Below are 17,161 nucleotides of genomic sequence, written 5' to 3'. Positions count from 1 at the left end.
GCGCGGCGTTGGCGACTTCCAGCAGGGGCTGCCGCCCCGGAGGTTGTCTTTCTGCAAGCAGAGGGAAGCCGATGCTCGATCTCGAGCCGCACTGGATGCCGTTCACCGACAATCGCCGCTTCCGCCGGTCGCCCAGGATGCTGGTATCGGCTTCCGGCGTGCACTACCGGGATTCGGCGGGGCGCAGCATTCTCGATGGTGCCTCGGGCCTCTGGTGCGTCAATGCAGGCCACTCGCATCCTCTGATCGTGGAGGCCGTCACCGAGCAGCTGCGCACACTCGACTACGCTCCCTGCTTCGAGTTCGGTCATCCCGGGGCGTTCGAGTTCGCGGCCGACCTCGTGGGCGTCATGCCGAGGGCATTTGACAGGGTGATCTTCGCCAACTCGGGCTCCGAGGCGGTCGACACGGCGCTGAAGCTCTCGCTTGCCTACCACCGGGCGAGGGGCGAGGGCGGCCGGACGCGCCTGATCGGACGCGAGCGGGGCTACCATGGAGTTGGCTTCGGCGGCACCTCGGTCGGCGGCATCGGCCGGAACCGTGCCGCGTTCGGCACGCTGCTGCCTGGCGTCGACCACCTGCGCCACACGTACGACCCGTCCGCGGCATTCACCCGCGGACAGCCGGAGGCGGGCGCCGAGCTCGCCCGGGATCTGCAGCGGCTGATCGACCTTCATGGCGCCGAGACCATAGCGGCGGTGATAGTGGAGCCGGTCGCCGGTTCGACCGGCGTGCTGGTCCCGCCGGTCGGATACCTCCAGCTCCTGCGGGAGATCACCGAGCGCCACGGTATCCTCCTGGTGTTCGACGAGGTGATCACCGGATATGGCCGGCTTGGCGGCATGACGGCGTCGGAGGTGTTCGGCGTGACGCCGGACCTCATCGTGCTGGCGAAGGGTCTCACTAACGGAACGGTCCCGATGGGAGCGGTTGTGGTCTCCGCCCATGTGGATGAGGCCTTGTCGACAGGGGTGGCGCCGGGTGTGGAGCTGTTCCACGGCTACACCTGCTCTGGGCACCCGCTTGCGGCGGCGGCCGGCTTGGCGACCCTGCGGGTTTTCGAGGAGGAGGGCCTCTGCGAGCGCGCCGCGGCGCTGGCGCACCTGCTGGAGGAGGCCGTGCACGAGCTCGCGCGGGAGCCGTTCGTCCGCGACGTGCGCAATATCGGACTGGCGGCCGCGGTCGAGCTGGAGCCGGGAGCAGGTGCTCCGGGCGTTAGGGGGTTCGAGGTGCTGAAGCGCTGCTTTGAGCAGGGGGTTCTCGTCAGGGTTACCGGCGACACGATCGCGCTGGCGCCGGCCTTGGTCTACACGGAGGCGCACGTCGAGGAACTCGTCGGCGCCGTGCGGACCGCGGTCAGGGGCATTCACTAGACGAGGACCGCGAGTGCGGCCGCTCGGTCTTCTCAAGTTCGATGACGGCGCTCGAAGTCGGCTTCGCCAGGGGTTCCCCCGGATCGGCTGCATCTCTTCTTGACCCTCACGACCTACGCCGATTGAACCCCGCCCGGCAAAGGGCGCGAGTTTGGAGGGGGAGGCGAATGCCGGCAGTTGATCAGTTCCTTGGTGGTTGGTTCAACACTGGCGTGCTGGCCATGCTCGGTGTGGCGACCCTTCTGTTCGTTGCGGAGGCCACCAACATCCTGCACCCGAAGGTCGCGGAATGGCTGAACCGGAACAGGCTGGCTCAGACCATGAAACTGCTGCGGGAGTTCGGCATCGACACGGAGACGCCCCGGCGCGTGAACGAGGTCGCGCGGCTGGAGCAAATCTCCGGCCCGGATCTGGCCGCGAGGGTCAGCGGTCGCCTGCAGCATGCGAAGGTCGGCCACAAGGTGACGGTCGGCCGTGAGGTCGTAGTCCCCATCGACGACTACATCGACCTGATGGGGGCGACGGCCGAACCGCAAGTCGCGAGCCTGTACGCGCGGGACCTGGCGGCCAGGTGGCGACAGCTGGCGGATGTTGGAGGCCAGGTCCAGAACCTGCCGATCGACTTCATCGTCACGCCCAAGACTGGATCTCCCCTGCTCGGCTCCGCGTTCGCCGCGCTCCTCCGCAAGCCGCTTCTGCTGCACAATCCGGAATCCAAGTTCCGGTCCACTCCTGACGATCCGAAGGCGGTTTTCGACTGCGGGGAGCTGCCCGCACCAGGCGCCCGGGGGCTCATCGTCGACGACAGCAGCACGGGTGGCGGCAAGGCTGTCCGCCTGATTGAGGACCTGAGGCGGTCGGGATGGCTCGTCAGCGACTTCCTCGTCGTCTTCGAGCCACAGGCGAAGGCCGGAACGGGGCAGAATGCCTCGACTCGGCTGAGACCGCTGGGCGTTGCCCTTCATTCGATCGTGAAGACCTGACCCTTGCTCAAGGTCCTGGTCACGGGCGCCTACTCTACCGGCAAGACAGGACTGGTGAACAGCATCGGTCCGGCACTTCAGGCTCACGGCCTGCAGGTCGACATCCTTCCGGACACTGCCCGGACCTGCCCGTTTCCGCTGAACAAGGAGCAGACCGGGGCTGCCTCGCTATGGCTGATTGGTACCCAGATCTCGCGAGAGATCGAACGCTCGGCGGCGGTGCCCGACATCCTGATCTGCGACCGTGGCGTGCCGGACGTGCTCGCCCACGACCTGGAGGCGTACCGCTCCGGCAGGGGGAGCGGACTCGAGCTTCTGAAGCCCTTCCTCGCCGAGTGGACGCGGACCTACGACCTCCTGCTCCTGTCGCGGGTGGACCGCGGGATCCCGGTTGAACCCGACGGGCTCAGGGTCGAGGATCCGGAGTACCGCGATTTGCTTGATGGGCTGGCGGCCGAGGTTCTGCTGGGAGTTGCTGGCGTGCTTGAGCTGCCCCCCGGCCCGGAGGATCGCCTGGTCTACGCGCGTGAGGCTATCCTCGCGCGCCTCTCGAAGTCTTCCGTGCGCATCGCTCCCGAGACGTGATGCAGGATCTCCGACGCTATCTCGAGCGGTGGCCGGAGGGTTCCGTCTCGTGCGGTTCGAACCACGCGCCAGGTTCCGATCAGGTCGCACGCGGCAAGGCGGGCGTAGTTGGTCCGCACGTTCTCCTGGAGCCGGAGATCGGCCTCATGCTCGTCGTATTGCCGCTCCGTGTAGGATCGTGCGCTCTTGCGGAGCATCAGTTCCCGCGCGACGTCGAGCGGTGTGTCGAGGTAGATGGAGAGGTCGGGGGGCAGGACCCCGAAGGTCCGCGTCTCGAGCGTCAGGATCCAGTCCATCAGCTGCGGAGCCTCCTCCGGGCTCACCTTCGATGCCTGGTAGGCCATGTTCGAGGCGATGTAGCGGTCGAAGATCACCACGTCGTGGTCGAGTGCCGCCTTCTGCACGTAACCGACGGACTCGAACCGATCCATGGCGTAGAGGATCGCGGCCGCCTGCGGGGTCACCGGGACTGGCATGCGACCGGAGAGGAACTCGCCAAGCGCAACGCCTCCAACCGTCTCCTGATACCGCGGGAAGGAGATGACCGTCGCGGAAAGACCCTGCTGCTGAAGGGCGTCCCGCAGGTTCGACGCCGCCGTCGCCTTGCCGGCTCCGTCTGCCCCCTCGATGGCTACAAGGAGGCTCATGCCGCCACCTTGCTGGAAAGCGTATGGTAGCGCGCGAGGATGAACCGGACGAACCGCTCGCTTGCGCCCGTGCGCTCCACGAGCCTGGCTATGCGCTCCTTCCGGTGGTCGGTCGGAAGGTACAGCAGCGTGTCGCTGCGATCGCGCGCATACTGCAGGAGCTCGAGCAGGGCGGCCATGGTCGTCGGCCCGTCCCGACGCTCGAGGTCCGCCCCTTGCACGAGGAATCCGGTTGCGAGGTCCTCGTAGAACAGCGTCGCCGAAGGATCCCGGCTTGCGACGAGCCCGAGTGCGATTCCGCCTATGCTGACACCGTCGCTGCGCACGTTGGTGGGCTCCGCCTCGAGGAGAGCAGAGAGGTGGATGAGAGCTGCCTCACGCAGGTCCGCCTCGTCGAGGCTGCGGGCCACCTCTCCGGGGGCGTCGCTGAGACCCCCAGCCCGCGCCAGGCGATCGATGGCTGCATTCAGCAAACTCGGAACTCCTTCTCTGCTATCATCAGTAGCATAGGTGCACGCCGTGTCATCTCCAGTCATTCTTAGGGCTCCTTTTCCTTGATGGAGGACTTTCAGATTGCTCATTTTGCGCTCGGAGGCTCTCGTTGAGGTCGTTCCCGCGGCGTATGCTGCGTTCAGGGGGCTAGTTGAGCAGGATGCGGTTACCTTCGGACCCGCTGAGACCGCGCTGGGAGCAGCCGGACCTGACCGGAAGCGCTACCTCGAATTGTCAGGCATGGGCGGGCCGCCGCTCCCAGCATCTCTGACGGGGCTACGGGACTGTCTCTGCGCGATGGTGACCCACAGCCTCGACCAGATTGGGACTGTCGTCCTGCCGTCGGGCCGTGCCCTCCAGTCCATGATCGACAGGCGGGCGGGACCAGTGCTCCGTCTCAGCTGGTATCCCCCTGGTCCGGTCGGGCCGGTCAACCACGAGCACACCGACATCGACCTGTTCACGCTTCTTCCGGCCGCTACCGGGCCGGGCCTCCAGGTGCTGGGGGATGGCCGGTGGCAGCAGGTCGATCCCGGAGCCGATGGAGCGGTCGTGCTTGCGGGTGCGCTCGCTCAGGAGTTCGGCGGCGTGCCGGCGGCCTGCCACAGGGTCGTTGGCGACGGCCGTGAACGGATCTCCGCCTCGCTGTTCGTGAATGCCCGCCTGGACTTGCTGACCGACGGAGGGGAGCTTGTCTCCGATCTGTTCAGCAGGCGGCTACACGAGGTACAGGCTCCGGCAGGGCCGGGAGGATGGGAACATGCACGTTAAGGCGATGACGGTCAGCGTCGCCCTCCTTCATCCCTCCGAGCCGCGGGTCCTGTGCGTCCGTCACCCGTCGCTGGGACGCTGGATGTTCGTCGGTGGACATCTCGAAGCGGGCGAGACACCCCCGGCTGCCGCTCTGCGGGAGGTCGCGGAGGAGGTGGGCCTTTCCGCCGAGCTGGGCGATGCGTCGCCGCTTCCGGTCTGGCGAAGTGGGGGCAACAGACGGCTCCCGCATCCGCTCGCCATCATCGAGGAGAGCCTTCCGGCAAGTCCTGGCGAGGCCTATGTGGACATCGTGTTCGCCGGCGTCTCGCGCACCGCTGAGTTCGATCTTCAGCGGGAGGTCCTGGAGGCGGGCTGGTTCGACCTGCGCGGGGTCCAGGCCCTGGACACTACCTACCCGGTCAAGGAGCTGACCGGCGTGCTCCTCGGGATGGCTTCCTCACTCAGGGCGCAGGTCAGTGCAGGGCGTCCGTGATCGCGAAGTGCCCGTCGTGCAGCGCGCGGACGACGAGCTGACTGCGCCGCGCCACGCCGTAGCGGGCTCGTGCCGCGTCCACATGCTCCGTAACGGTGTCCTCGGATAGGCCGAGGATCCGTCCGATCTCCCAGTCGGTCTTCCCCTTGGCGATCAGCAGCACGCAGTCGATCTGCCTTGGCGTGAGCCGGACGGGCTCCAGCACGGTCTCCGTCTGACGCCGGAGCCGCCGCGCGGCCTCGTAGGCGAACGTCCCGGTGAGCTGCGCCATGGAGAGCCGGTGGTCCGGCAGGGGATGCCGAGTCTCCACGGCGAAGGTCGCCAGTCCGTTGGTCTCGCCGGGTATGTGGGCGGGCACGGTGTAGCCATCTCCGATCCCCGCCCTGCGGGAGCGAGCGAGCACGGTGCGCTGCTTCCGGCCCAGCGGAATGATCGTGTGCATCTCGGACCAGCGGAAGCCCACGAGGCTGCGGCAGCTGGCGAGGAATGCGGGATCGTCCTCGATCCTCGTTCCCGTCGAGATGTCGGCGACCCATTCCTTCGGATAGCTCGAGATGGCGATCACGCCCCGTTCGCCCGGCGTCCGCCGCAGGTCGACCTGCACGAGCGCGAAGTAGTCGAAGCCCATGTCGCGCGTCATCGCGTCGCAGAGCGCATGGAGTTCGTGCGCGCTCCTGACGCTACGGCTCAGCTCGATGAACTCGTTGACGGCGGCGAGTTCGCCCATGCCCGATTCCCCCTGGACCAGCATAGAGCGTTGAAAAGCGGGAGCAAGATCGTCTGGGCAGCAGCTCCTGCGGACGATCATGAGCAAGAGGGGAGGTGGGGAAGGGTTGAGGATCTCGCGTCAGACGTGCGCCACCATGCCAAGTGCGTGCAGGGCGTCGACTTGCTCAGGCAGCAGGTGGTCGACTGCGCCATCTCCCTGCTCGAGCGGGTCGCGGCAGTCCACGCCGTTCAGGTTGGGTGCGATCCTCCCGTAGCCCACTAGTTCGCGCAGTGCCTGGGGCCATGTTCGTGCGAGGTTCGGAGGATAGCTCAGCCAGGGGTTTTCCGATGGGAGGAGCCACGCCGCCTTGTAGCCCACGACCAGGCACGTGCGGACCATTCCGCTGAGGTTCGCTCCCTGCGCGTGCCGTGTCGAGCCGAGCATCACCAGCGCGTCGCCCGGCTCCATGGCTGCGACCGTCGCGGGCCCCTCCGGTGCGGGCGAGCCGCGGTGGGAGCGCGGCCACACGCGAGTGGCACCGTTCTCAGCCCTGAAGGAGGTGAGCGGCCAGAGCACGTTCACCAGGTGCTCCCCGGTGGGGGCGGGCAGCGGCCACATCGCGTCGTCCCGGTGCGGCACCTGCGCCCGTGCGCCTGGATGCACGGCGATGGCCTGGGTCAGGTTCAGCGTGACCTCGCGATGATGAGGTACGATGCAGTCGCGTGCAGCCCGCAGCAGCTCGGGATGCATGACCAGCTCCCTCGTCTCCGGGACGCGTGCAAGGAGACGGCCGATGCGCTTGGTCCCGCTGCCGTAGAAGGGTCCGGAGCTGAAGCCCACGTTGTCGAGCTCGACCGCGACCAGGGAGGCGATGGAGCGCGCCAGCGAGGTCGGGATTGCGGATCTGATGATCGCGAAGCCGTCGCGCTCGAGCTTCCCCGAGATGGCCGCGGTCATGCCGCTTCCATCAGGTGGCCAGCCGAAGGCCTGAGCTCCATCCGGTCGATGGACCGTTCCTGGTAGACGCCTGCGCGGCGGAGCAGCGGGATGGTGTTCGGGTCGACGTGCACCATCAGCGCGGCGATCATGTCCTTGCCTTGAGCAGCGGGCATTCCCAGCATCTCGCACCGCCAGCCCAGGGCCGCCACGCGGGAGAGCAGCGAGACTTCGGTCAGCATCGTGTAGGCGCGCACGCCAGTCAGCAGGGCGTACTCGACCAGCGCTCCCACGAGCCGTCGCCTTACGGCCAGGCTCTGGTCCTTGGGACAGTCCGGCGAGACGCACAGGCGCGTGATCTCCATGATCTCCGGACCTCGCGGGATCCCTCCGCTGCAGAGGTGGCTGAACACGTCGCCGAGCAGGTGGGGCCCGGTCGTCGGCAGCAGCCGGAGCGAGCCCATGTGCTGACCCTCCTCCCTTCCGGTCACGACCATGTAGGTGGCTGCGGGTCCGTCATAGGCGTCGCGCTCCTCATGGCCAGCGTGCGGAAGGTCCCAGCCCATCCGGTCGATGAAGATGCGCTTGCGGTCCCGGTGCATGGAACGTGCGAGGCTGTGGTCGGAGGGGTGACGGTCGAACCGGTCGAGTACGGCGAGCATCGGGTGTCTCCTGCTGTCTGCGCGCCAACCATCGCAGCGGGCGTGGTGCATCCGCCTCCCCCCCTAAGGGGGGTGATGCTCGCCCACGGACTGTGGTCGCCTCTCCCGCATGAGACTCGCAGAGAAAACCAGCCCTACCGGGGAGCAGGAGCTGCAGGCCGATCAGGCGCAGAACGTCGTCCGCGCATGGCCGGGATCCAGAGCCATCGCACTCGTCAACGTAGACCTGAAGGCGCGGGCGCGCCGGATCTACGCGGACCGCAGAAGGCGCGATCGCCTGTTCGGGGAACTGAGCGTCCTCTTCAGGGATCCGGCCTGGGACATCATGCTGGACCTCTACGGTGGGGATCGGCCCTGCGGGCCGGTGAGCGTCAGCAGCGCGGCCCGGGCAGCGTGCATACCCATGTCGACTGCGCTCAGGTGCGTCGAGCAGATGGCGGCACGCGGCCTCGTGCACCGGTGGCCGGACCCGGAGGATGGGCGGCGGACGCTCATCAGGCTGACGGCGTCGGCGACGGAACTAATGGGGAGGCACCTGGCGGACGAGACGCGCTTCGGCCCCGAAGGATGAGCGCCCCGTCGGGTGAGAGACCTCAGCATCAGCGTAGGGGCGGGGGAGAGCCCCTGACTGCCTCTGCGGCAGTCAGGCGGCGTCAGAAGCTACCGTGGGCCGGCATTTTGCACTTGTAAGTTCAAATGCGATCCCCAGCTTGCTCCTGTGGAGCAGCACACCGACGAACCTCGAACTCGCACGGGCGACCAGCCTGACCATCCGGCTGAGCCAGCGCGTACGCGCACTCTCACCCGTCTCGAGGTGCGGGAGGGACCCACTGGTGAGGGGGACGGCTCCCGCACCTGGGTCGCCGCCGTGCTGGACGTGGAGACGACCGGTCGGGACACCCAGCTGGACGAGGTCATAGAGCTTGCGGTCAGGCGCGTGCGGTTCGACGCAGAGGGGATCATCACGAAGGTCGACTCCGCAAGGTCGTGGCTCGAGCAGCCCAGCTCAAGCCTGAGGCCTGACGTGATCGAGATCACCGGGCTCACCGATGAGATCCTGGCGGGCTGCCGGATTGACGAGCGCGAGGTGCTGACGCTGCTGGAGCCATCCTATCTCGTGGTCAGCCACAACGCGCGCTTCGACCGCCCGTTCGTCGAGCGGAGGCTCGCGGAGCTGCCGCGCAAGCGCTGGGCATGCTCGATGGCTGACGTGGACTGGCCCGCCCTTGGCTTCGACGGCCGGAAGCTCGGGCACCTCCTCATGCAGTGCGGCTACTTCCATGATCCTCACCGGGCGACCGGCGACGTGGACGCCGTCATCGGACTGCTCAGGCACCGGCTTCCGGATGGAAGGACCGTCCTGCGCGAGCTGCTCTCCAATGCGAGCATGCCGCACTGGATTGTGAGGGCCTACGGCGCCGCCTTTGAGGCGAAGGGGCTGCTTCACGGCCGGGGTTACCGGTGGAACCACCTGGACAGGCACTGGATGCGGGAGGTCTCCGATCGGGAGATCGACGAGGAGCGTGCCTGGCTGCAGGAGCAGGTCTACTGCGAGCGGATGAGGCCGAGGGCGCCGGCGCCTTGGATCGGCAGGCTGCCATGGACGGAGCGCTTCAGAAGCTGAACCGGTGAGCAGCATGCAATCTGCCGTAGCGCCTTCTGCAGCTGTGAACTGAACGGCTGACGCAGCCGCAATGCGGCTCACACGTTCAGGTTGAACACGCTCAGACCCTTCTGGGGGATGCAGCGGGTGGAGAGCTCCTGAGGCTTGTCAAGCGGAAGGATCCTGAGACGCCTCTTGCCATAGTAGCTGATGTCCATGGAGATGCGCACTGGCTCACCCTTGCGGGTGAAGATCGCCTGGTCGCCCGCCCGGTCGGTGCCGGTGATGCATAGCCGCCATCCCCGCCGATGAAGAGAAGGCAGGATGTCGTATAGCGCGCGCTGATCACCGTCATGCCAGAGCACGAGGTGATCGAAGCCCGACTGTCCCCTGCTGCCCCGCAGGTCCACGGCCGCTTCGTAGGGGCCACGTCCATAGAGCGTCACCCCGGCTCGTCGGCACCGGACGTGGACCGCGTCCATGTTGAAGCAGTGACGAAAGCCGCCTCGGGCTGCCGCTTCCATGCTGCCGCGGACCGGCAGGCCACCGAACAGCAGCTCTGGGGGAGGGGGTGTGTTCGGAGTGCACCCACTAACGCACAAGGAGACGGGCAGCGTCGCGACGGCGAGCAGGTGCTTGAGCGGAAGGCGGCGGTGACCCGTCACGACCGTCCGTCTGGAGCCGTCTTCGCGGGAAGGCCGGAGCTCGCCGCCGAGAATCTGAACTGAAGGACCGAGATGAGGTACGAGACCGCGACTGCAGCCGAGACCGCGCCTACCCTGTTCGAAGGCACCGCGTGCCAAGCTACGAGCACGAGGGCGATGCGCATCGCGAGGTGGGTCAGCCCTATGGACGTTCCCCGGCTCCATCCGGAGACGACCCAGTGCAGCGCGAACGCGATGCCGACGGTAAGCGGGAACAGGTCTGGAGCATATACCCACACTGGAATGTGTATGGACCAGGTCGCGAGCACCATCACCCTCGCCAGTGCCGACAGCTCGAACAGCGGATTCTCCGGGAACGGTCCGTTTTCCTCACCGCGCAGCCTCATGATCGCCGCGCCGACGGGCATGATGAACCAGAACCCGACGAACAGGACAAGGTTGCGGTAGGATGGCGGCGTCGCAAGGGAGGCGAGCGCGATGCCGGCGTAGACGAGGATCCCTGCTATCGGCAGGGACGGCACGGCGAAGCGCACGCGTATGAAATCCTGCTGCATCTCTTCGAACGTCATGTGGGAAGCTCCGTTATTTGTTCCTTGCTACCGGGTCAGCTCCCCGCCAGCTTGTAGAAATCGGAAAATCCGGAGCTAACGCGTTGATCGACAATCCTCGGATCCTGGCCCGCCCCGTTCGGCCAACCCTCAGGCAGCATGCTATCGGGTTCGTCGAGAGATCTGGTCGGCAGCCTTCGGGGGTCCGGCTGGAACTTCCCTTTGCGACACCAGTGATCCACGTCAGCCTCGATGCGGCCACGGTCCGTGCGGTGCAGTTCAGCGCGGGATCCAGCAGCGCTAGCACGTCATCCTTCGATGACCGCCGACGCATCTTTGTGATTGCGCTCAGCTTCACCGGCGCGGCGGCGCTCCTCCCGGAAGTGGTGGGAGCGGTCGATCAGGGCTTCGTGGCAATCGAAGGCTCCATCTGGTCGGAGCTGCGTGCTCGTCTTCTCGATGCGCCATCCTTCGCGGAGCGGGCCGCTGTGGCGGAGTGGTTTCTGGAGGAGCGGACTAGTGCCGGGACAACCGGTCAGAGCCCCTTCTTCAGAGCGGCGGACGCGATCGCCTCGGACCGCTGGCGGGGCTCGGTTGCGGATCTTGCCAGAGCCTTCGGGTGCGAGGAACGCACGCTTCGGAACCGGTTCAGGCAGGATCTGGGCTGGGCGCCCAAGGGGCTGCTGCGCGTAGCGCGGTTCAATCGCGCGCTAAGGACCCTCCATCCAGGCTCCTGGGCCGGCGCGCCCGACACGGATTCGCGGATCGAGTTCGCGGACGAGGCGCACTTTCACCGCGAGTTCGTCGCACATGCGGGTATCTCTCCGCGCGCGTTCGTGGAGGCGAAGCGGCGAAGCGGCGAGCCGATGTTGCACAGTGTGGTGCTGGATTAGCCCGACGCGGGCGAAGCCGCCCGAGGCCCGCTTGCTTCATGCAGCGGCTGCGGGTCGTAGCTGCCCGCGAGCTCATTTGGTCGATGGGGCTGCCGATGGAGAAGCTCGCTCGGCGTCTGGGTTGCGACCCGGGCATGTGCCACCGCTCGCTCCTGCCGGGATCTCGGCGCCGCGGCGGCTGTTCCGGCGAGAAAATCAGCGCCGGCTCGTTGCGGCTATGGCCGCTGTTAGGCTGCGACCTTTCTGCCGCCGAGGCGCCGCCTGATCATGTGCAAGCTGCACAGTTGGCTGGAACCTGCGATACCTGATGGGGCGTGACGCGCAGAATGCTGTCCCACACCGTCACCGCCTGCCCCGTAAGGAGTACGCGTTCACCCTCCACCCGGCAGCGGATATCGGCGCCACGACCTGGCGAGGCCTGACGGAAGCGTATGTCATGTCTGGTGAGCCGGGATGACAGGATCGGCGCGAGCATACAGTGGAACGATCCGGTGGCTGCGTCCTCCTCGATCCCGTAGCCGGGCGCGAAGAAGCGATCGATCACCTCATAGGGCGCGGTTTCATCCGCGAGTGCGGCGACGCCGACATTGCCTTGGCCTCCATGAGCCGACGAGATCACTTGGAGCATATCGAAGTTCGGCGATAGCCCGATAACTTGGTCGGGTGTGGTGAAGAGCGCGATGAGGTACGGCCCGGCCCAGACCTCCGCTGGCACTTCCCCCAGTGCCTGGCAGAGTTCCGGCGGGTTCGGGATCTGCCGCGCCTCAGGTGCCGGGAAGTTCATCTGGTAGGCCGATCCGTCCTGCCGGACCACCAGCTGCCCGGACGGGGATCGGAAGCGTAGCGTTTCGCCTTCGAAGCCCACCTCTGCGAAGAGAACATGGGCGGCGGCCAGGGTGGCGTGTCCGCAGAGCGGCACCTCGACCTGAGGCGTGAACCACCTGATTTCCAGGCTCCCCGCTTCTTCCCTTGGGACGAGGAAAGCGGTCGCGCCCGCGCCGTTCTCGCGAGCCAACGCTTGCATCCACGCCATCTCGGGCCAGCGCTCCATCGGTTCAACGACGCATGCCGAGTTCCCTGAGAACGGCAGATCGGTAAAGGCGTCAACTGTCCACTGGCGCATCGTCAACCCTCAAGGCCTGTAAATCCGGGTGATCGGCCCGAAAAGGATCCAGTGGCAGTGCCTGTGGCGACTCAAATCGAGGTATCCTCGCCATCGACTTCACTCGGACGCGAACAGGCTTGACCCGGGAGCCGGTCAGCCTAGCTGTTCGGTTCCGAGAAGCCCGGGCGGCCGCCGCCGCGCAGCGCGAAGCTGCGGAGTAGAGCGTTGGTGCCCGGATCGGCTGCCATGCGTCTGAACGCCTCCGCCTCTATCGCAAGCGCCTCGTCGATGGGCTTATCCAGCCCATTAGTGACGGCAGCCAAGGCGGCGCCGACGGTACGCAATGGATGCGATCCGATCTGCTCGGCCAGCCTGACCGCCGTATCGAGCGCCTGGCCTTCGGGCACGACGCGATTGATCAGGCCGAGGCGCTCCGCCGCCACAGCTGAGATTGGAGCACCCGTCAGGATCAACTCGAGCGCCTTCTTACGACCGATGTGGCGCGGTAGCCGTTGCGTGCCGCCGAAGACGGGGATGATACCGATGTTTATCTCCGCCTTCGCGAACGTTGCGTCTTCTGACGCGACAGCGAGGTGCGAGGCCTCGACGAGTTCGCACCCTCCTCCATAGGCGAGGCCGTTGACGGCACAGATCACCGGCTTTCGGCTCGCTTCTATTCGGCGGGTCAGCTCCTGACCCCTTTGAACGATATCACGCAGCGCCGCTTCGACGCTCTCGTCGAGAGACGCGACGAATGACGGGATGTCCGCGCCGGCAGAAAAGGCGCGTCCGGCGCCAGTCAGCACGATACCACGAATAACCGGCTCGGCCTCAGCGAGATCCACGGCTTCCTGAAGGGCCTCGATCAGGGAGGCTGTCAGGGCATTTAGCTTGTCCGCACGATTGAAGGTGAGGACGAGCACTCCGGACGCGGTTCGATCAGCCAACAACTCGGGCAAGCGAGCCTCCTCCCTGTTTGGGCACATTGGCGCAGGAGCCTGGACGAGCCGCAGGGGGTGTTCTCCCTCTGGCCCAAGCCGAGCGCTGGTGAGGGCGGGCGTTCAGCCGAACGCCCGCCCAACTATCCGTTAGAACCGCTGGCGGGCGGTGATGCCGAAGGTGCGGGGCTGGCCGACGTTGAAGCCGAGGCGCGCGCGGCCGCCGCGTTCGCGGTCGAACGAGAGCAGCGGGTTCTCGTCGAACAGGTTGTTCACATAGGCCTGCACTTCGAAGCCGCCGCGCGAGGTGAGGCCGACGCTGAGATTGACCAGCTGATAGTCCGGCAATCTCAGGTTGAGCGTCGTCGATGCCGTCGCCGGCGCGCCGCCGAACGGCAGGCCGTGCACGAAGGTGCGCGGATTATTCTCCTGATCGCCCGGCTGGGTGAAGCGATTGCCGACATGCTGGAAGCTCGCCGACACGAACGCATCCAGGCCGTCCCGGACCGGGAACTCGTAGCTGGTGTTCGCCGAGAGCTGGAACTTCGGCACGGTTGGCAGGCGATTGCCTTCGCGAATGCCCTCGATGACCGTGCCCGCGGCGTTGGTCAGCGTGCTGTCGAACTCGGCTTCGAGCATGCTGGCGGAGACGCCGAGGTTCCATCCCTGCACCGGCTGGGCGCTGAACTCGACCTCAAGGCCCATGGTGTGGGCGTCGGTGTTGAACACGACGCGCGAAGAGCAGCTGCCCGCGTCGGCCGTGACCTGCAGGTTCTTGATGTCGGTGTAGAAAGCCGCCGCGTTGAAGGTGAAGCTGCCGAAGCTGGACTTTATGCCAGCCTCGTAGTTCCAGAGGGTCTCGTCATCATAGCGCGGGCGATTCCCGAACGTCCCGGCATCGCCGGGACCGCAGAGCGGGATGTTTAGAGGGTCGTTGACACCTCCCAGCCGGAAGCCCTTGGACGCCTGCAGGTTGATAGTGACGGCGTCGGACGCCTCGTAGCTGACTAGGAGCCGGGGATTGAAGCCGTCCGACGAGGTGCGGTCGACGTTGTTGTCCCCATTGGCGAAGATTCCGCCTGACTTGAAGGTGCGCACCTCGCTGAAGTCGTAGTAGCGCAGGCCTGCGGTGGTCGTCAGCCGTCCGAAGTCGTAGCTGATCTCGCCGAAGATCGCCTTCTGCTTGATGTCGTAGGGGATGTCGGCGTTGTAGGGCGAGTTGAGGGGGAACCCGTTAGCAGCCCCTGCCGAGGTGCCGACGCCCAGGCGTGCATCAGTGAAGGCGTCGTAGCCCGGCGTGGGCAATCGTTGCGCGTATACGCGGTCGATCTTGGAGTAGAAGCCGCCGACCAGCCACTGGAACGGGCTTGCGCCGTTGGAGGCGATGCGGACTTCCTGGGTGAACGTCTCCAGGTCCGTGTTGTCGCGCAGGTTCGACGGCAGCAGCACGCCGGCAGCCGGAAAGCCGAGGTCGACCGACACGGACCCCGTGAGCGCACTGGCGTCGCGGGAAACAAGAATGCTGCGGTCGATGTAGCTTGTGACGGAAGTGAGCGTCACTGCGCCTATGTCGACATTGGCCGTCAGGTCGGCGAGGAAGGTTTCGTCCTTGAAGGCCTCGCGCAGCAGCAGGAACTGCTGGCGCTCGCGAAAGGTGACAGCCGGACGCGTCGTCGTGAACGGGTTGGCGTAGAGATTGTAGACCTCCTGGCGGTTGAACCCGTCCGCGGTGACCTTCTGATACACGACGCGGGGCGTGATGGTGATGTTCTCAGTCGGCTGGAACAGCACTGCAATGCGGCCGCCGTAGCGCTCGCCGTCGTTCACGTCCTCGTTGATCGCGCCGCCTTCGCGCCGTGCATCGATGAAGCCGCCGAACTTGGTGTAGTAGCCGACAGCGCGGATCGCGAACATGTCGGACGCTGGCAGGTTGATTGCGCCCTTGAGCGAACCGCCCACTGAGCCGCCGTTGATATAGTTGATGTTGCCCTCGACCTGCCCTTCGACCTTATCGGTGGTCGGCTGGTTGGTGATGTAGCGGATGGTGCCGCCGACCGAGCCGGAGCCGAACAGCGTGCCCTGCGGTCCCCGCAGAGTCTCGACGCGGTTCAGGTCGAACAGGTCGAGGTCGGGCGTGAACAGCGACAAGGAGACCACGCTCTCGTCGAGATAGACGCCGACCTGCTCCTTCACACCCGGCTGATCGCGCACAATCTGCCCCGACGAGACGCCGCGTATGGAGATCTGGCTCTGGCCAGGTCCGAGGTTCTGGATGGTGAGGCCGGCGACGTTGCGCGACAGGTCCTCCAGCGTGGCCGCGCCCGAGCGCTGAATGTCTTCCTGGGTCTGGGCGTTGATCGAGAACGGCACGTCCTGGAGCGAGGTGGCGCGCTTCGTCGCGGTGACGATGATGTCCCCATTGTCACCTGCGACCTCGGCCCCGGCGCCCTGCGCCCCGGTCTGCGCCATGGCTGGCGCGGCGAGCGCAACCAGGAGCAGAAGCCCCGTGCTGCTTAGCAGCGCTTTCCGGTGAGCAATCCGAAGCATCAGCAATCCTCCCAGGTTGTCAGTCTTTTCCAGGCGCTCTTCGCGCCAATCCGTGTGCAGGTAGTTGAGCTACTCGCGTCCTTCTTCGCGCGAACACTGCCCGAGGTGCGAAGAACCTGGAGGAGTCCTCCTACTTGGCCCCGGCGCCGCGTCTCACTTCTGCATTGTCGGCTTCCGAGACGCCCGGATTTCGGCCAGCACCTCAGCGATCGCGGCCACGACGGCCTCGGGTGCGTCCAGCTCGATGTGGTGAGTGGTCCCTGGCACGATGCGCTGGGTGCCGCGCCTGGAGAGCCGTGCGCTCTCGCGGTGCAGGGCGAGCCACTGGTCCACCCCCAGTGCCTCGAGCGGGTCCGTTGGCGTGCCGAGGTCATGGGTGAGGACCCTGATCGGAATGTCCGCGAGGGCCCCGGGTCTAAAGAGCCGGGCGTAGACCGGATCGGCCGAATCCGTTCCGTAGATGCTGTATGCGATCTCGGAGGCCTGCGCGGCCTGGTAGGCCGGTGTTACCTGGATCTTCTGTCGCATGGCCGCGACGTCGGGGCCGAGCTTCGGCCGCACCGGATCGGAGCACCGCTTGTATTGCGTGGAGGAAGGATCGAGCGGCTTCTCCAGAGCCGCGGCCCGGCAGCCGACATAGTGCTCGACCAAGCCTGCCAGCGCGCCATGGTCGATCAGCTCGGACCGCGCTGCGAGCCGTTCTCCATACTTCTGCCGGACCATTTCGCGGGTGCGGTCCCATGTCCTCTCCTCAGAGGGGTCGACCAGGACCAGTCCGGCCACGTCCTCCGGATAGAGTGCCGCATGGAGCTTGACGTTGAAGCCGCCGAGCGAGTGGCCAACCAGGACAATGGGCTTCTTCAGCGCCGCGGCCTCTATAAGGGCGTGGAGGTCCTCCGCGATGGCCACTGGCGTGCGGGGACCGCGTGCGGGATCGCTGTGGCCGAGGCCCGCCCGGTCGTAGGCGCAGGCTCTGGCCTGTTTACCGACCACTGGCTGGACCAGCCCCCATATTGCGGACCAGTCGCTGCCGCCCGCGTCGAACAGGACGGTCGCGTCTCCCTCGCCCATGCAGACCAGGTTTAGCCGCCGCTTTCCGCCGATCTCCACAAGCTGCGCCGGTGCGACATAGGCGCGGACCGCCTCAGGGCTGATGGTCGGCGCATCCTGAGCGATGGCGGGGGCAGTGAGCGTGGCCAGCGCGGCCGCTAGGACATGTCTTATCACTC

The 17,161-nt window shown here is 66.4% G+C and carries 19 protein-coding genes; 8 read left to right on the top strand and 11 right to left on the bottom strand.

The window, feature by feature from the left end:
- Positions 1–137: 137 nt before the first annotated feature.
- The 3 genes from VGT77_RS04445 to VGT77_RS04435 all read left to right on the top strand — a co-directional run bounded on the left by VGT77_RS04445 (position 138) and on the right by VGT77_RS04435 (position 2,941).
- Entirely contained in the window at positions 138–1,373 is a 1,236-nt protein-coding gene (locus tag VGT77_RS04445; RefSeq protein ID WP_327459968.1) for an aminotransferase class III-fold pyridoxal phosphate-dependent enzyme, read from the top strand.
- Positions 1,374–1,540: 167 nt separating this feature from the next.
- On the top strand, positions 1,541–2,356 hold the full coding sequence (locus VGT77_RS04440) for a hypothetical protein (protein ID WP_327459966.1): 816 nt from the start codon (positions 1,541–1,543) through the stop codon (positions 2,354–2,356).
- Between the two features lie 3 nt (positions 2,357–2,359).
- Positions 2,360–2,941, top strand: coding sequence for an ATP-binding protein (locus tag VGT77_RS04435; RefSeq protein ID WP_327459964.1), 582 nt, complete (start codon positions 2,360–2,362; stop codon positions 2,939–2,941).
- Here the strand turns inward: VGT77_RS04435 and tmk are convergent.
- Positions 2,875–3,588 (bottom strand): dTMP kinase, encoded by a 714-nt coding sequence (tmk, locus tag VGT77_RS04430; protein ID WP_327459962.1) that lies wholly within the window; start codon positions 3,586–3,588, stop codon positions 2,875–2,877. The genes VGT77_RS04435 and tmk overlap by 67 nt on opposite strands.
- A complete protein-coding gene (locus VGT77_RS04425; protein WP_327459960.1) occupies positions 3,585–4,061 on the bottom strand; it encodes a hypothetical protein in 477 nt (158 codons plus the stop codon). Before VGT77_RS04425 ends, tmk begins: the two co-directional genes overlap by 4 nt.
- Before the next feature lie 316 nt (positions 4,062–4,377).
- On the opposite strand from VGT77_RS04425, the gene VGT77_RS04420 reads away from it, so the two are divergent.
- Both VGT77_RS04420 and VGT77_RS04415 read left to right on the top strand, forming a co-directional pair.
- Positions 4,378–4,851, top strand: a complete 474-nt coding sequence (locus tag VGT77_RS04420; protein WP_327459959.1) for a 2OG-Fe(II) oxygenase family protein — start codon at positions 4,378–4,380, stop codon at positions 4,849–4,851.
- Entirely contained in the window at positions 4,841–5,326 is a 486-nt protein-coding gene (locus VGT77_RS04415; protein ID WP_327459957.1) for an NUDIX domain-containing protein, read from the top strand. Before VGT77_RS04420 ends, VGT77_RS04415 begins: the two co-directional genes overlap by 11 nt.
- On the opposite strand, the gene VGT77_RS04410 is transcribed toward VGT77_RS04415, so the two are convergent.
- The 3 genes from VGT77_RS04410 to VGT77_RS04400 form a co-directional block, all read right to left on the bottom strand.
- Entirely contained in the window at positions 5,307–6,077 is a 771-nt protein-coding gene (locus tag VGT77_RS04410) for a LuxR family transcriptional regulator (RefSeq protein WP_327459955.1), read from the bottom strand. The genes VGT77_RS04415 and VGT77_RS04410 overlap by 20 nt on opposite strands.
- Positions 6,078–6,173: 96 nt before the next feature.
- On the bottom strand, positions 6,174–6,992 hold the full coding sequence (locus tag VGT77_RS04405) for a phytanoyl-CoA dioxygenase family protein (RefSeq protein ID WP_327459953.1): 819 nt from the start codon (positions 6,990–6,992) through the stop codon (positions 6,174–6,176).
- On the bottom strand, positions 6,989–7,633 hold the full coding sequence (locus VGT77_RS04400; protein WP_327459951.1) for an acyl-homoserine-lactone synthase: 645 nt from the start codon (positions 7,631–7,633) through the stop codon (positions 6,989–6,991). Before VGT77_RS04400 ends, VGT77_RS04405 begins: the two co-directional genes overlap by 4 nt.
- Before the next feature lie 109 nt (positions 7,634–7,742).
- On the opposite strand from VGT77_RS04400, the gene VGT77_RS04395 reads away from it, so the two are divergent.
- On the top strand, positions 7,743–8,204 hold the full coding sequence (locus VGT77_RS04395) for a MarR family winged helix-turn-helix transcriptional regulator (RefSeq protein WP_327459949.1): 462 nt from the start codon (positions 7,743–7,745) through the stop codon (positions 8,202–8,204).
- Between the two features lie 147 nt (positions 8,205–8,351).
- Positions 8,352–9,257, top strand: coding sequence for a 3'-5' exonuclease (locus VGT77_RS04390; RefSeq protein WP_327459947.1), 906 nt, complete (start codon positions 8,352–8,354; stop codon positions 9,255–9,257).
- Positions 9,258–9,334: 77 nt separating this feature from the next.
- Here VGT77_RS04390 and VGT77_RS04385 read toward each other — a convergent pair whose 3' ends face one another.
- Both VGT77_RS04385 and VGT77_RS04380 read right to left on the bottom strand, forming a co-directional pair.
- Complete coding sequence (locus VGT77_RS04385) at positions 9,335–9,901, bottom strand: hypothetical protein (protein WP_327459945.1); 567 nt, start codon at positions 9,899–9,901, stop codon at positions 9,335–9,337.
- A complete protein-coding gene (locus VGT77_RS04380; RefSeq protein ID WP_327459943.1) occupies positions 9,898–10,470 on the bottom strand; it encodes a DUF7010 family protein in 573 nt (190 codons plus the stop codon). Before VGT77_RS04380 ends, VGT77_RS04385 begins: the two co-directional genes overlap by 4 nt.
- A gap of 212 nt (positions 10,471–10,682) precedes the next feature.
- Here VGT77_RS04380 and VGT77_RS04375 point away from each other — a divergent pair, with 212 nt between their 5' ends.
- Positions 10,683–11,342 (top strand): AraC family transcriptional regulator, encoded by a 660-nt coding sequence (locus VGT77_RS04375; protein ID WP_327459941.1) that lies wholly within the window; start codon positions 10,683–10,685, stop codon positions 11,340–11,342.
- 265 nt (positions 11,343–11,607) lie between these two features.
- On the opposite strand, the gene VGT77_RS04370 is transcribed toward VGT77_RS04375, so the two are convergent.
- The 4 genes from VGT77_RS04370 to VGT77_RS04355 all read right to left on the bottom strand — a co-directional run bounded on the left by VGT77_RS04370 (position 11,608) and on the right by VGT77_RS04355 (position 17,159).
- Positions 11,608–12,465: a PhzF family phenazine biosynthesis protein gene (locus tag VGT77_RS04370; protein ID WP_327459939.1), complete on the bottom strand. Its 858-nt coding sequence runs from the start codon at positions 12,463–12,465 to the stop codon at positions 11,608–11,610.
- 140 nt (positions 12,466–12,605) lie between these two features.
- Complete coding sequence (locus VGT77_RS04365) at positions 12,606–13,406, bottom strand: enoyl-CoA hydratase-related protein (protein WP_327459937.1); 801 nt, start codon at positions 13,404–13,406, stop codon at positions 12,606–12,608.
- Between the two features lie 129 nt (positions 13,407–13,535).
- Positions 13,536–15,932 (bottom strand): TonB-dependent receptor, encoded by a 2,397-nt coding sequence (locus VGT77_RS04360; protein WP_327459935.1) that lies wholly within the window; start codon positions 15,930–15,932, stop codon positions 13,536–13,538.
- A 153-nt stretch (positions 15,933–16,085) separates the two neighbouring features.
- On the bottom strand, positions 16,086–17,159 hold the full coding sequence (locus tag VGT77_RS04355; RefSeq protein ID WP_327459933.1) for an alpha/beta hydrolase: 1,074 nt from the start codon (positions 17,157–17,159) through the stop codon (positions 16,086–16,088).
- Between the last annotated feature and the right edge of the window lie 2 nt (positions 17,160–17,161).

It is taken from the genome of Sphingomonas sp. (assembly GCF_035944535.1).
In the GTDB taxonomy this organism is placed as follows: Bacteria; Pseudomonadota; Alphaproteobacteria; order Sphingomonadales; family Sphingomonadaceae; genus Sphingomonas_B.
The sequence above is the reverse complement of the archived record's forward strand: the minus strand, read 5'-3'. Positions and strand labels throughout refer to the sequence as shown.

Coding starts and splice junctions, on each gene's coding strand:
- VGT77_RS04445 (WP_327459968.1), top strand. CDS start 138: ATGCTGGTATCGGCTTCCGGCGTGCACTACCGGGATTCGGCGGGGCGC.
- VGT77_RS04440 (WP_327459966.1), top strand. CDS start 1,541: ATGCCGGCAGTTGATCAGTTCCTTGGTGGTTGGTTCAACACTGGCGTG.
- tmk (WP_327459962.1), bottom strand. CDS start 3,588: ATGAGCCTCCTTGTAGCCATCGAGGGGGCAGACGGAGCCGGCAAGGCG.
- VGT77_RS04420 (WP_327459959.1), top strand. CDS start 4,378: ATGGTGACCCACAGCCTCGACCAGATTGGGACTGTCGTCCTGCCGTCG.
- VGT77_RS04415 (WP_327459957.1), top strand. CDS start 4,841: ATGCACGTTAAGGCGATGACGGTCAGCGTCGCCCTCCTTCATCCCTCC.
- VGT77_RS04410 (WP_327459955.1), bottom strand. CDS start 6,077: ATGCTGGTCCAGGGGGAATCGGGCATGGGCGAACTCGCCGCCGTCAAC.
- VGT77_RS04405 (WP_327459953.1), bottom strand. CDS start 6,992: ATGACCGCGGCCATCTCGGGGAAGCTCGAGCGCGACGGCTTCGCGATC.
- VGT77_RS04400 (WP_327459951.1), bottom strand. CDS start 7,633: ATGCTCGCCGTACTCGACCGGTTCGACCGTCACCCCTCCGACCACAGC.
- VGT77_RS04395 (WP_327459949.1), top strand. CDS start 7,743: ATGAGACTCGCAGAGAAAACCAGCCCTACCGGGGAGCAGGAGCTGCAG.
- VGT77_RS04380 (WP_327459943.1), bottom strand. CDS start 10,470: ATGACGTTCGAAGAGATGCAGCAGGATTTCATACGCGTGCGCTTCGCC.
- VGT77_RS04370 (WP_327459939.1), bottom strand. CDS start 12,465: ATGCGCCAGTGGACAGTTGACGCCTTTACCGATCTGCCGTTCTCAGGG.
- VGT77_RS04360 (WP_327459935.1), bottom strand. CDS start 15,932: ATGCTTCGGATTGCTCACCGGAAAGCGCTGCTAAGCAGCACGGGGCTT.